This is a genomic window from Nonlabens sp. MIC269, assembly GCF_001430865.1.
Taxonomy (GTDB): Bacteria; Bacteroidota; Bacteroidia; order Flavobacteriales; family Flavobacteriaceae; genus Nonlabens; species Nonlabens tegetincola.
In genome coordinates, this window is the sequence record NZ_CP011373.1 from 166,082 (window position 1) to 179,887 (window position 13,806).

Sequence of the window (13,806 nt, forward strand, 5' to 3'; positions counted from 1 at the left end):
ATGTTTTGTAAGACTAACTTAATCTAGCAATGATCTCATCAATAGTTAGTGATTCTTGACTACCTTCTATCATATTTTTAAGGGTAAGTTTACCAGTAGCGATTTCATTTTCTCCTGCCAAAATCACAAAGGGAATGTTATTCTTATCTGCATAACCCATTTGCTTTTTCATTTTTGCAGCGTCTGGATATAATTCTGTTTTAATTCCGCTTTCGCGAAAGCGAGACAACCACCCAGAACAATGTGCAGCTTCCATCTCTCCAAAATTGATAAATAAAACATCTACACCAGCCCTAACTGAGTCTGGAAACAAATTAAGCTCTTCTAAAACCAAGTAAATTCGATCTAATCCAAAACTTATTCCTACACCACTTACATCCTTTAATCCAAAAATACTGGTCAAATCATCATATCTACCACCACCACCGATGCTTCCTATCTTAACACTGTCTGGAGCAGCAACTTCGAAAATGCAACCCGTATAGTAATTTAAACCACGAGCCAATGTGATATCTAAATCTAGAGTTGCGGTTTTTAACTGATTTGACTTTAAGGATTGATTTATAAATTCAAGTTCTTCAATTCCTTTCATTCCTATTTCAGAACTTGATAATAGCCCTTTCATTGCTTCTAGTTTTTCCTCATAACTTCCCGTAAGAGTAAATACTGGTTGAAGTTTTTCTAGGGCTGTAGATGAAATTCCTCGTTCTTGCATTTCTTGTTTAACACGCTCCTCTCCTATTTTATCCAACTTATCAAGTGCAACAGTAAAGGGAATCAATTGATCTGCCGCGCCAATGATTTCTGCAAGGCCGGCTAAGATTTTACGATTGTTTATTTTAATGGTAACACCGTTAACTTTTAGGCTAGTAAAAACATCGTCGTATAACTTAATAAAATCAACTTCCTGTAATAAAGAATTACTACCTACAACATCGGCATCACACTGCGTGAATTCACGATACCTACCTTTTTGAGGTCTGTCTGCACGCCATACATTTTGAATTTGGTACCTTTTGAAAGGGAATGTAATATCGTTTTGATGTTGCACTACATACCTAGCAAATGGTACGGTAAGATCATACTTGAGCGCACGATCACTTAACTGTGAAATCATAGCATTTGAATCCTTACTATTCAACAAGTCTTCATCTACCTTATTCAGATAATCTCCGTTATTAAGAATCTTAAAAATCAATCGATCTCCTTCTTCTCCATATTTACCCATTAATGTGGATAAGTTCTCAAAGCTAGGAGTTTCAATAGGCATAAAACCATACAATTCAAAATGTCTTTTTATGGTTTGAATAATATAATTTCTACGTTGTACTTGCAACGGATTAAAATCTCTGGTTCCTTTAGGAGTAGAAGGTTTCTGTGCCATAATTTTTTTTCTGAGTGCAAATATACTGTGTATATACCGTGTTCATAAAGTCATCTTAAGTCTTTGCAACTTTTTTAACCGAATCTCGTAACTTTTCACTCTTTATGTAGTCCTATTGACATGTTCAAATTATTCCGACAGAATATCAGTATTGCACAGCAGAGTATTAAAGGGCAGTTGCTGCGTACCGTGCTCACCGTATTAATAATCGCCATAGGAATAACTGCTCTTGTGGGTATTCTAAGCTCAGTTAACGCTCTTAAAACCACTATTACAAATGGCTTTGAAGGAATCGGTGCCAATACGTTTAATATCCAGCAATATGAATTAGGATTCAGAAGTCGAGGTGGTGGAAAACGCACAAAGGTTAATCCTATAATCTCCTATTCCCAAGTTAAAGAATTTGAAGAGCGTTATGTGGATCCATTGACTCAAGTAGGTGTTTCCTTTCAGGCTACTAGCCAGGCCGAAATAAAAAGCGAGGATCGTAAAACAAAACCTAAAGTAATTGTAGCTGGAGTAAATGAACATTATGTAGAAAATGCAGGTATAGAATTGGGGCAAGGTAGACCCTTTACTTCTATCGATATTCAAAAAAATGCAAGGGTTTGTTTGATAGGTAGTGATATGGAAGATGCTCTCTTTCAAGGATTAAATCCTATAGGTCAACAATTATCCATACGCGGCAATAAGTTTACGGTTATTGGAATGCTCAAGGAAAAAGGAGCCACTTTTGGAAACAATCAGGATCTTAGAGTCTTAATTCCAATAGGAATGGCGAGATCAATTTATACGTCGCCTAATATCAATTATAACGTGAGTGTAAAGGTGTTTGATGCAAATTATATGGACAAAGCTCAGGATAAAGCTACCATACTCATGCGCAGTATTAGAAACCTAACACCTGTTCAAGAAAATAATTTTGGGATAGTACGCAGTGATAGTTTTCTAGCTTCCTTCAATGAGATATCAGGAGCACTAGGATTTGCAGCCTTCTTTATTTCTATCATTACGATTTTTGGTTCAAGTATTGCTTTAATGAATATCATGCTAGTTTCTGTAACAGAGAGAACTAGAGAAATAGGTGTGCGTAAAGCACTAGGAGCTAGACGTAGTACAATTTCCTGGCAGTTTTTTATTGAGACCTTTCTTATCAGTCAATATGGTAGTATAACAGGAATCTTATTAGGTATGCTCATAGGTTACTCCATGTCTACCTTTGCCTTTGAGATTCCATTTGAAATTCCGGTTTATCCGATCATTTATGCGACCATTGTTTCTATTTTAATCGCTATTCTTTCTGGACTTTTTCCTGCAATAAAAGCAGCAAGGTTAGATCCTATTGAATCACTGCGATATGAGTAATCGCATACTCGTTGCACCCTATTCCAGTCCAGTAGGGATTCTTTTAATTGGAACTTTTGACGATCATCTGGTGTTATGCGATTGGAAGTATAGAAAGCAACGAGATCAAATCGATCATCGATTGACTCAATATTTTAATGCAAGCCTTGAGTATAAGAAAACGAGATTCCATCAAACCATTTTCCAACAACTCGAGGATTATTTTAATAAGGGTTTAAAAAAGTTCACAATCCCTATATTACTAGCAGGAACCAATTTTCAAAAAGACGTTTGGAATACATTACTGGACCTAGAATACGGCGAGGTTATTTCTTATGGTGCGCTTTCGCGAAAGCGTAATCAACAAAAAGCAATAAGAGCCGTAGCCGCTGCAAATGGTGCTAACGCGCTTTCCATAATTGTACCTTGTCATCGAGTAGTTGGCGCAGACGGCAGTCTTACCGGATATGCTGGTGGCTTAAAAGCTAAAAGGTATTTGATAGACCTAGAAAGAAAAAATAGTGATACAGGTCAAATGAAACTGTTTATTTAGTCTTTTTAACATATTGAGTAAGAATAACAATGTATTGACTATTCACTCTACCTTCAATGTGATTTTCGTTTTCATGATCCAGATTAATATTATGAACTGCGGTTCCTCGCTTTGCAACAAAACTGGTTCCTTTTACATCTAGATCCTTTATTAAAACAACGCTATCACCTTTTTTTAAAAGGTTACCATTACAGTCTTTATGTACTATTTGCGGTGTTTTAATTAATGCAGAATCTGCCCAATTTTTTACTTCATCTTCCATGTACATCATTTCTATCAAATCGCGAGTCCATGAAAACTGATTGAACTGATGTAATAGACGATAGGACAACACTTGGATCGCAATTACTGGATGCCAAATGCTATCATTTAACAATCTCCAATGATTTTCATCAACAGAAACAACCTCATTGATTTGTTCTTCACAATTTGAACAGAGTATCACCTCATTTTCAAACTGATCAAATCCAGTATTTTCAACTTCAAATTGAACCAAATTCTGTTCACTGGAACATAGTTCGCATTTATGATTGGCTCTGTTTAGTATTTTGGCGTCAAGTTTAGACATTGTAATCTGGATTTAAGGAGCGGCAAATGTAAGGTTTAAAAAATTGTTAAATAACTCCTATTACGATGATTTAGAAGGTAAGAAATTACGGTAGAAACAGATTTCTGTTCTATTTTGTCCTCAGTAAAAAATTTTAACCAATCATGAGGAAACCATTCCAAATTGCGCTCATCATATTCTTGATGGTCGTCCAAGGAGCATTAGCTCAAAATCCAACGATTACATCAACCAGTAAATCACTTTTAAACAACAACCGAGCAAAAGCGCTCACTACCTCAAAAAAACTTAAAAAGAACAATATTGAAGAAGCTTTTCTAAGAAAACTAACCGAGACAGAAAATGGTCAAATCGACAATGAATATGAGTTTCTAGAAAGCTTTATAAAGTTACCAGGTTTTGAACCTTATCTATATGCTGGTTGGGATTCAAATATATTTTTAGGTGATTATAGAGATGAAGGATTTTCACCAGCCAAACTTAAAGTACTTAAAAAAATAAAGGCTCTTAATACTAATGATGTAACCATACGAGATGGTTACAAATATGTCCAATCATTAGTTTTAAACAATTTAAAGGAATTTGATGATCGACAAGATATTAAGCAATCTATTCCTACAGTAGAAAATTGGGAATTTGTTGGGCCTTTTGAAAACCTAAATGAAAGTGGTATGGACATCCAGTATGAGCCAGAGCTTCAAGCTGTTTCAGCAAATGGTTTTGATACTAAAGGTAACGGAATAGTTAATTGGTATAAACCTAACTTAATTAAAGATCGACCTTATTTCTTCTTTGTAAATCATGATGAATATGGTGATAAAGTAAGCTATGCTCAAACCTTTATACACTCTGATAAGGATCAAAGAGTTACTATGTCTTTAGGACGCGGTGGTTTGATCAAAGTTTTTGTGAATGACGCACTTGCTTTTGAAAGTGATGAAGATGTGCAAACCGAAATGGATGCAAACAGATTTAAAGTATCACTTAAGAAAGGTGTCAATAGAATTCTTATCAAAATGGCTTCTAGTGATACGAATTATTTCATGTTAAGATTTATGGATGATGAGAATAACATCCTTCCACTTAATGGCGATCTTTCTAATAAATCTTATACTAAACAAACCGTATCAGATATAAATCCAGAGGTAATTACACATCCTTTTGAAAGCTTTTTTGAAAATAAGATTCAAGAGAATCCGGATAATGTTATCAATATCTTCAGTTTATACAGTACTTATCTAAGAAATGGTCGAGTTAAAAAAGCCAGAGCTTTTCTTGAGCCATACATTGAGAAGTATCCTAATAGTACTATTATCAAGGTATATTTGATTGAAGCATACGCTTTTGGCGATGATGAGAAAGATGAAAAAATGCTTCAATATCTTGAAGATCTTAAAAGAGAGGATTCAGATTATTATCAATCCTTGGTTTTAGAGTTTTTAGATACAGAGAAGCTGTTTAAGAAAGACGTGAAATCTTTCGAGACTTTTATTAAAAAGGTAAAGAAAGCTACTACACTTGAACAAACTAGATTAGGAACTGACTTCTTTCTTGCGATAAGAAAAGAAGAACCATTAAAAGCTAAAGCAGTTATTGATCAAATCGTAAGTAGTGATAGAGTTAGTTTGAGCACTAAAGTTACTTTTATCAATTTCTATAAAACCCTTTTTAAAAATGAAAGTCTTTTTGAAAAGCAATTAGAAAATCTTGAGGATGATTACTTTACCTGGCAAATAATGAATAAGCTAGGTTCACATTATTACCAATCTGGTCGTAAAAGAGAGTATGAGAAATTCATGACAAAGCACTTAGGCCGTTATGACTTTATGAATGCTAATGTTCAACGATTAGCTCGAATTAAATATGATCTTGGAAAGTTTGATGAATCATTGGAAATACTTGATAAAGCTTTAGACAACTACCCTTATGCTTTACGAGTAAGAGAAATGAAAGGTGATATATACCTAAAAAAGAATGACAAAAAAAATGCACTTAAATGGTATGAGGAAAAATTGGCTCGCAGTGCGTCAAACCTGAGTTTAAGACGTAAGATTTTTGATCTTAAAGACAAGAAAGATCCGTTTGAGATAGTAAAGGAAAAAGATAGGTATGAGTTCATAGAGGCAAATCGCGGGCAAAACACCGAAAATGAATACGGCCTTACTATTCTTTCTGATGAAAATTTAATTATGCTTTATGAACGAGGCGGATCTCGTTTTTACGCTAACTACATTTATGAAATCACCTCAGATAACGGTATTGAAATAATGAAAGAATACGATCTAGGCTTGTATGGTAATTATTATATCGATAAATCAGAGATCGTTAAACCTAATGGTTCTGTAGAACAAGCAGAGCGCAGTGGATCAAACATGGTTTTTAATAATCTTGAAATTGGAGATGTCATTTATATATCCTATGAATCAGAATATGGTAGCTATGGACGCTTTTATAAAGATTATGATAACGTATTCTCTGCTCAAGGTTACCACCCTATCAAGGAATATTCGTTAAGAATTATAACTGAAAATAATCAGCCTTTAAACTATGAGGTTCTTAATGGGAATATGACCTTTAAAAACATCGAGGTTGACGGTATGAAAGGATATGAATGGACCGCAAGTAATGTACCTGGAATAGGAACTTCAGAAGACTACATGAAGCCTATGTCTGATATAGGGACTAGAATTCATATAAGTACTATAAAGGATTGGAATGAAATATCAGACTGGTATTCTGATCTTGTGAGAAGTCAAATTGAAGTAGAAGATGAAGTGAAAAACGTTATTGCAAAAATTTTCCCGAATGGTCATGCAGGATTGACTGATGAGCAAAAAGCAAAAACTATTTACGACTTTATTACTGATGAGTTTACTTACAGTTATGTAAGTTTTAAGCAAAGTGGTTATGTTCCTCAAAAGCCTTCAAAAACTATTACTTCAAAGCTGGGTGATTGTAAGGACTTCTCTACCCTATTTGTGGCTCTTGCGAGTCAAGTTGATTTGGATGCCAACTTAGTCCTTATCTTGACATCTGATTACGGCGAGAATTCATTGAGATTACCTTCAAGAGATTTCAATCACTGTATAGTTAAGTCAAAAATTGATGGTGAAGACTATTTCATTGAATTAACGGATAAGTTCTTACCATTTAAATCTTTTCCTGAGACTTTAGATGGGGCTATTGCACTAGAAATTCCATTTAACGCAACTGGATCTACTAACAACATTTTCAATCTAAAAGAAGTAAATTTTGAACCAAGTATCGTTACTACCGATGCCATAGTTACCGTAACAGATGATAACTATCAAGCTACCATAACTACTGATGTTTCAAGTAGTGCTAGTTCTTATCTACGTAGTTTATTAGATGAAGAAAGTGAAAAACTTAAAAAAGAGAATTTAGAAAGCTTCATTAAAAATAGATCAAACGAAGAGATAAAACTCAATGAATTAATTACGGCAAACTATGAGCATGAATCTAATAAAGCAATTTTAAAAGCCCAAGTTGAAGTAAAAGCTAAACCGGCTAAAATAGGCTCTTTAAAAACATTTAAAATTCCTTTATTTTCTCAACCGTATACCAAAGGAATTGTAGAAAAAGATGAAAGACAGCACGACATAGTTTATAAATACTATGAGAACGCTAACAAGTACATTGAAACTACTTTAATTGAAATTCCATCAGGAAAACAATTCATAGAAATTCCTGAAAACAAGTCTTTTAATTATAAAAACCATAGTTATTCAATGACTTTCAATAAGATTTCAGCAAATAAAGTAGAGGTCAAAATTATTTCTGAAACCGACACAGCCGATATTTCTAAGGAAGAATATGCTGCGTTTAAATCTTATGTAAACAATATAATGGAAACTAGAGAGCAATATTTTGCTTACAAGTAAGATTTAGAACAATCATTTTAAAGGGTGTATCTAGTAGGTACACCCTTTTTTTATTCTATCACTTAACAATTACTTAAAGCTATGTAATTTTAACCTTTAATAGTTTTTTCTTATTTTTAAATACGATATTAATATTTGTATCTAATCCTAAGTAGCGTAATAACAGCTAATTTTGAGAACATACTTAACAAGTTTAATTTCGATTATTAACCTAAAACAAATAACTATGAGCTCTAACAAACCGCATGGAGAAGCCTTTGACATCAATGATTCCGATGCTTCAAAATGTCCCTTTTTAAGCGGGAATCAAAGTCAAACGGCTGGTCATGGAACAAAAAATCGTGATTGGTGGCCTAATGAACTTAAATTAAATATTTTACGACAACACGATCCTAAACATAATCCATTAGGAGAAGACTTTAACTATGCCGAAGCATTTGCTAGCATTGATTACGACCAGTTAAAAAAGGACCTTACACAATTAATGACAGACTCTCAAGATTGGTGGCCAGCAGATTATGGACACTACGGCGGATTAATGATAAGAATGGCATGGCATAGTGCTGGTACCTATCGTGTAGGTGATGGTCGTGGTGGCGCATCAACAGGTAATCAACGTTTTGCCCCAATTAATAGCTGGCCAGATAATGGCAACCTAGATAAAGCGCGTTTATTATTATGGCCTATAAAGCAAAAGTACGGTAGTTTACTTTCATGGGCAGATCTTATGATTCTAGCAGGAAATGTCGCTTTAGAATCAATGGGATTCCCAACCTTTGGTTACGCAGGTGGTAGAGAAGATATTTACGAACCAGAACAGGATGTTTACTGGGGAAGCGAGACAGAATGGGGTGAAAATGCAGCGCGATATGATGGAGAAAAGGATCCGTTAAAACGAGATTTAGAAGATCCACTAGCCGCAGTTATGATGGGTTGGATCTATGTAGATCCTGAAGGACCAGACGGTAATCCAGACCCTATAGGATCGGCAAAAGATGTAAGAGAAACTTTTGGCCGTATGGCGATGAACGATGAGGAAACAGTTGCTCTAGTTGCCGGTGGACATACATTTGGTAAAGCTCACGGTGCTGCAGATCCAGGACAATTCGTAGGTGTGGAACCTCATGGCGCTTCAATGGCCGAAATGAGCACAGGATGGAAAAATACTTTTCAATCTGGTGTACTTGATGATGTGATTACTTCTGGTATCGAAGGAGCCTGGACTCCTAATCCAACTCAATGGGATGCCGACTATTTTGATGTCTTACTTAACTACGATTGGGAACTTACAAAAAGTCCCGCAGGAGCACATCAATGGACTCCTACAAAAGAATCCCAAGCAAGAATGGCTCCTACTGCTGGTGGTAAAGGGAAACAAGCGCTCATGATGACTACGGCAGATATTGCTTTGAAAGAGGATCCTGAATACTTGAAGATTTCAAAAAGATTTCATGAAGATCATAAAGCCTTTGAAGAAGCTTTCGCGAAAGCGTGGTTTAAACTTACACACAGGGATATGGGACCAAAAGACCGTTATATAGGTCCAGAAATTCCGAAAGAAGATTTATTATGGCAAGATCCAATTCCTAAAGTAGATTACAAATTAAATGATACCGATATTCATACGCTAAAATCTATGATTGAATCCAGCGAATTAACTATTTCGGAAATGGTTAGAGTAGCATGGGCTTCTGCATCTACATATAGAGACTCTGATAAACGAGGTGGAGCAAATGGTGCTAGAATTGCATTAGAACCGCAACGCAGCTGGAAAGTGAACAATCCTAGTGAATTGAATAAGGTTCTAGATGTATATCAAAAAATAAAAGAAACCTTTAATGGAGAAGTGTCTTTGGCAGATTTAATAGTACTTGCAGGAAATGTAGCTATCGAAAAAGCCGCACACCAAGCAGGATACAGTGTAGAAGTACCATTTACTCAAGGAAGAGGTGATGCACTACAAGAGCAAACAGATATTGAACAGTTTAATTATTTAAAACCAGCAGGTGATGGTTTTAGAAATTATAAAAATGCTAATGTTGATGCAAAAGCTGAAAATCTTCTTGTAGATAAAGCAAATCTATTAACACTTACTGTCCCTGAAATGACTGTTTTAGTAGGTGGAATGCGAGTTCTAGGAGCAAATTATGATCAATCTGATTATGGTGTTTTTACTGAAAATGTAGGAAGTTTATCTAATGACTTTTTCAAGACTCTATTAGACATGAGATATACTTGGAAAGAAACGTCAGAAGAAGAAACTCATTTTGAGGGAAGAGATCGAGCTACAGGTGAATTAAAATTCAAAGCTACAAGAGCCGACTTAATTTTTGGTTCCAATACTGAATTAAGAGCGGTATGTGAAGTTTATGGAGCCAATGATGGTGAGGAAAGGTTTGTAAACGATTTTGTAAAAGCATGGGCAAAAGTTATGGATCTAGATAGATTTGACGTATAAATTATTAAAAATTCTAAAACGGGACTGGGATATAATACCAGTCCCGTTTTTACTTATTCCCTATGACTTCTACCCTATTTACTGCTATACAACAGAATCAATCAGAACAGGTTTTAGAAATACTAAAAAAACAACCTGAAATTGTAAATACCACCGATGCTAGAGGTTTTACACCTCTTATTTTTGCCACTTATTTTGATAGAGTTGATATTTCTCAAATATTAATCGATCACAATGCAGTCATTGATCAAAGAGATGGATCAGGAAATACTGCTCTCATAGGAGTTGCGTTTAAAGGAAATATAACCCTTGCAAAAATGTTGATCGAAAATGGAGCCAATATAAATGCTACAAATAATTTAGGATACACTCCATTAATTTTTGCCAGCTTGTATAATAATATTGAAATGGTTCAATTTTTAATTGATAATCAAGCCTTAAAGGATATTAAAGATAACGAGGGAAAAACTGCATTGGAATATGCAAGAGCAAAGAAATTCTCGGAAGTTATTTCAATACTATCCTAGAATGAATAATGTACATTTATTATAATTCACTTTTAAATTTTTCTATTTTAAATGTTTCAGAATAAAATCTAAAGTTTCATTTGTATTCAAATTGTTTTTTAAAGACAATGAATCATAAGAAATAGGAATAGAAAGTCCTTCACGCTCTAGCTCCTGAACTATACCACTGTACTCTAGGGAACATTTACCTCTTAATTGTAGTTCTATTGATTGATCCTCTTTAAAAAGGTCATAGATCTTTTTTAAACCTGATAAGTAAAGAGCATCTTTAGTAAAACCACCACCACGATGCACTCTTAAAGTGATAGCAAATGCTTTATCCCTATCTAACTTGTATTTAGTATGAAGCAGGTCAAAAGTGTCAGTGAATGTGTATCCTTTAAGTAAGGAATCTACAGCTATTACTCGATAGGCTAGTTCTCTTAATCGATCGATCGTAAGATTATTTGTCATATACTCTGCCATTACAGCGAGCCCTTCTTGAGTTTCAACATTATTAGGGAAACCGTTCTTAAAGACCTTTAATGGCTGTTCCAATGCATTAAAAGTAGTTACCAAATGTACTCCTATCTCATGGTGAGCCAACACATTAAGCTGGTGTTTACTAAATTTAGAATTACGTTTCAGTATTAAAGCTTGGTCAATATTGGAGACCATGGCACTTGCGCTCATAGCACTACTAGTCTTAATAGTAAAGTCAAAATTGTAATTGACTTTATAGTCTTCAAAAAAACTTATAGCTTCCTCCGTAGTGAGAAACTCATCTTCTTTTTGATTCTCTTCAATATTATCGGTATAGTGAAGTATAAAACGAGCATTTTCTACCATTTTTTCAGTTGGCGTACCGTAATACCTCAAACTGTTATAATAAAATTTGTTGCCTGTATCTCCTATGGTCTCGATACATTCAATCATACCACTGTAATAGTAAATGATATCTTTGTAAAAATCCCTAATAACCTCGTTGTCAATACGCTCCAACCGTTGACTAAAAAATAGCCTGTGTAGTTTATAGGGATTAAATTTTATCTTACGATATTTAAAATTGGGTTCGTAATTGTATCTTTTCTGAAAAAACGTTTTCTTCTCTTTTGCAATATTCTGTGGATTGATATAAGCTAGTAATTCTAGTTTACCTATCAACCTATCTAGACTGCGATCTATTTCAAGTATGGAATTTGATGCACTATTCATTCTTATTTCAATCCATATGTTGTTTGAAAATTATGCGCATGAGATTTGATGTAATATCTTAAAAGATCTTGAACCGATTTAATAACATCAGGAAATAATTGCCCTGTGAGTTCGTCGCAATAGATTTTAGAAATTTCTGTTGCTAGAACTAGTGTATTTTGAGTATTTGCGGTTATAAATTTTAAGAAATATCCGTTACCTTGAAAAACATCATTAATATTACACCTGACCTCTTGATCTATTGGTAAGGGTAAGTCATCTAAGATTTCTTGCCATTCAGTTATAGCAACTCTGTATCTATCTTCATCTACATTTGAAGTACCTATATTAAACACTGGAACTTCTCTATCCCATCTTTTGTAATTATAACTGTGCATGTCATAAACGACAACCGCAGGATACAATTCTTCAAGTTTATGAGAAAGAGCTTTAACTACTCTATAGAAGTTGTTGTGTTTTTGAAGTTGTTGTTCTTTCTGCTTTCGCGAAAGCGGTGTACTCCACAATTTTTTACCCCATGCAGAATCATAGATCGCAGTATCTGGAGCACGATTAAGATCGTACTCAAACCTACTGTCTAAACCTATAAGAGTAATTGGTGTATCAGAAATCATTTGACCCGTCGAGGGATCTTCCTCATACCAACGCTCATATTCCGAGTGTAAGCATTGCGACCATAAGGAAGCATCAAAATGATGTCCATCATGAACGGCTGCTGCAAAAAAAGGAACATAATCTTCTATCTTAAGAATAAAAGAATAATCAAATGCTACCGCATGAAAGGTTTCTTCCTTTCTAATTTTTTCTATGATTTCTTCAATACTCAGTTTAATCATCTTGTAGAGATAACTTGAGTTTGTTACGACGTTCTTGAGCCTTTTTTTCGGTTTCAACTACTTCTTCAAAATAGTTGATTACCTTTTCTTGCAATTTTGTTTTGTTGACTTTATTAATGTATGAAATTCCACCTGGTGACATTACATTAACTTCTACCAACATACCATTGATCACATCAATTCCAACAAAATAAAGACCATCCTTAACTAATTTTGGTCCAATTTTATTGCAAAGATTCTTTTCTGCTTTTGTGAGAGCATGTTTTTGAAATGAACCACCTGCGCTTATATTAGATCTGTGGTCATCACCACTAGGTACTCTTTTTACTGCACCTATAGGTTTACCGTTGAGTAACAATATACGAACATCGCCATTATCTGCTCCCTCAATATAATCTTGAAGTATTACATAATTAGTGGTTCCATCCTTATTATCAATATAAAAGTCTAGCAAAGAGTTAACATTTTGCATTGCATTTTTTTCAATCATGATTACACCACTTCCGCCATAGCCATTGAGAGGTTTCATAATCATTTTGTCCTTTGGATTTTCCTTAATCACGCTTTTAAGGTACTTCTTGTTTTTGGAAACATGAGTAACTGGAATGATTTCATTGTTTGGATCATCAAAACAAGCAGTGTACAATTTGTTATTTGCCTCACGTAATCCCTCAATATCGTTGACTATAAAGACATCTTCCTTTACACTATCCAAGAAATTTAAGGCTATGGGATCAAGAGGTGGATTTGCTCTCATCATGATTATATCAAAGCCAGCTAGAGGAAGCATTTTTTCTTTAAACTCAGCTTTTTTATAAAACGATTTCATTTGAGCAGGAACTTTATCCATTTTACGTATAACTTTAGAAAAAGCATAAGCTATACTACCACGTATTGTTAGGTTAGATGGCGTTGCAATGGCCACTTTATGACCTCTTTTAACACATTCATGAATTAGGGTAAGGGAACTATCGGTTTCAGGAACGATTTCTTCCCATGGATACATAATAAAACAAATATTCATAAGATATAATTGTGGCTTG

10 protein-coding genes are annotated in these 13,806 nt (G+C 34.5%); 5 read left to right on the plus strand and 5 right to left on the minus strand.

Annotation, left to right across the window (positions count from 1 at the left end):
* Positions 1-13: 13 nt before the first annotated feature.
* Positions 14-1,384: a histidine--tRNA ligase gene (gene hisS, locus AAT17_RS00870; protein WP_060522495.1), complete on the minus strand. Its 1,371-nt coding sequence runs from the start codon at positions 1,382-1,384 to the stop codon at positions 14-16.
* A 120-nt stretch (positions 1,385-1,504) separates the two neighbouring features.
* Between hisS and AAT17_RS00875 the strand changes: the two genes are divergently transcribed.
* Together AAT17_RS00875 and AAT17_RS00880 are read left to right on the plus strand one after the other, a co-directional pair.
* Positions 1,505-2,749 carry an ABC transporter permease gene (locus AAT17_RS00875; protein WP_060522496.1) on the plus strand — a complete coding sequence of 415 codons (1,245 nt, stop codon included), beginning with the start codon at positions 1,505-1,507 and terminating at the stop codon, positions 2,747-2,749.
* Entirely contained in the window at positions 2,742-3,281 is a 540-nt protein-coding gene (locus AAT17_RS00880; RefSeq protein ID WP_060522497.1) for a methylated-DNA--[protein]-cysteine S-methyltransferase, read from the plus strand. Before AAT17_RS00875 ends, AAT17_RS00880 begins: the two co-directional genes overlap by 8 nt.
* Here the strand turns inward: AAT17_RS00880 and AAT17_RS00885 are convergent.
* A complete protein-coding gene (locus AAT17_RS00885) occupies positions 3,274-3,849 on the minus strand; it encodes an alkylphosphonate utilization protein (protein WP_060522498.1) in 576 nt (191 codons plus the stop codon). The genes AAT17_RS00880 and AAT17_RS00885 overlap by 8 nt on opposite strands.
* A gap of 143 nt (positions 3,850-3,992) precedes the next feature.
* On the opposite strand from AAT17_RS00885, the gene AAT17_RS00890 reads away from it, so the two are divergent.
* The 3 genes from AAT17_RS00890 (at position 3,993) to AAT17_RS00900 (ending at position 10,733) form a co-directional block, all read left to right on the plus strand.
* On the plus strand, positions 3,993-7,748 hold the full coding sequence (locus AAT17_RS00890) for a DUF3857 domain-containing protein (protein ID WP_060522499.1): 3,756 nt from the start codon (positions 3,993-3,995) through the stop codon (positions 7,746-7,748).
* Between the two features lie 226 nt (positions 7,749-7,974).
* Positions 7,975-10,206 (plus strand): catalase/peroxidase HPI, encoded by a 2,232-nt coding sequence (katG, locus tag AAT17_RS00895; RefSeq protein ID WP_060522500.1) that lies wholly within the window; start codon positions 7,975-7,977, stop codon positions 10,204-10,206.
* 62 nt (positions 10,207-10,268) lie between these two features.
* Positions 10,269-10,733 carry an ankyrin repeat domain-containing protein gene (locus AAT17_RS00900; protein ID WP_060522501.1) on the plus strand — a complete coding sequence of 155 codons (465 nt, stop codon included), beginning with the start codon at positions 10,269-10,271 and terminating at the stop codon, positions 10,731-10,733.
* A gap of 42 nt (positions 10,734-10,775) precedes the next feature.
* Here the strand turns inward: AAT17_RS00900 and AAT17_RS00905 are convergent, their stop codons facing one another.
* From AAT17_RS00905 to gshB, 3 genes are read right to left on the minus strand one after another with little or no spacing between them, the layout of a single operon-like run.
* Entirely contained in the window at positions 10,776-11,927 is a 1,152-nt protein-coding gene (locus tag AAT17_RS00905) for a flavohemoglobin expression-modulating QEGLA motif protein (protein WP_060522502.1), read from the minus strand.
* Between the two features lie 2 nt (positions 11,928-11,929).
* The gene (locus AAT17_RS00910) at positions 11,930-12,763 is read right to left on the minus strand and encodes an N-formylglutamate amidohydrolase (RefSeq protein ID WP_060522503.1); all 834 of its coding nucleotides are present in this window, start codon (positions 12,761-12,763) and stop codon (positions 11,930-11,932) included.
* Positions 12,756-13,769, minus strand: a complete 1,014-nt coding sequence (gene gshB / locus AAT17_RS00915) for a glutathione synthase (protein ID WP_060522504.1) — start codon at positions 13,767-13,769, stop codon at positions 12,756-12,758. Before gshB ends, AAT17_RS00910 begins: the two co-directional genes overlap by 8 nt.
* Positions 13,770-13,806: the final 37 nt, after the last annotated feature.

Bases quoted from the DNA above. Each gene is read 5' to 3' on its own strand.
- AAT17_RS00875 (WP_060522496.1), top strand. From the start codon at position 1,505: ATGTTCAAATTATTCCGACAGAATATCAGTATTGCACAGCAGAGTATT.
- gshB (WP_060522504.1), bottom strand. From the start codon at position 13,769: ATGTATCCATGGGAAGAAATCGTTCCTGAAACCGATAGTTCCCTTACC.
- AAT17_RS00905 (WP_060522502.1), bottom strand. From the start codon at position 11,927: ATGAATAGTGCATCAAATTCCATACTTGAAATAGATCGCAGTCTAGAT.
- AAT17_RS00885 (WP_060522498.1), bottom strand. From the start codon at position 3,849: ATGTCTAAACTTGACGCCAAAATACTAAACAGAGCCAATCATAAATGC.
- AAT17_RS00900 (WP_060522501.1), top strand. From the start codon at position 10,269: ATGACTTCTACCCTATTTACTGCTATACAACAGAATCAATCAGAACAG.
- AAT17_RS00880 (WP_060522497.1), top strand. From the start codon at position 2,742: ATGAGTAATCGCATACTCGTTGCACCCTATTCCAGTCCAGTAGGGATT.
- hisS (WP_060522495.1), bottom strand. From the start codon at position 1,384: ATGGCACAGAAACCTTCTACTCCTAAAGGAACCAGAGATTTTAATCCG.
- katG (WP_060522500.1), top strand. From the start codon at position 7,975: ATGAGCTCTAACAAACCGCATGGAGAAGCCTTTGACATCAATGATTCC.
- AAT17_RS00910 (WP_060522503.1), bottom strand. From the start codon at position 12,763: ATGATTAAACTGAGTATTGAAGAAATCATAGAAAAAATTAGAAAGGAA.
- AAT17_RS00890 (WP_060522499.1), top strand. From the start codon at position 3,993: ATGAGGAAACCATTCCAAATTGCGCTCATCATATTCTTGATGGTCGTC.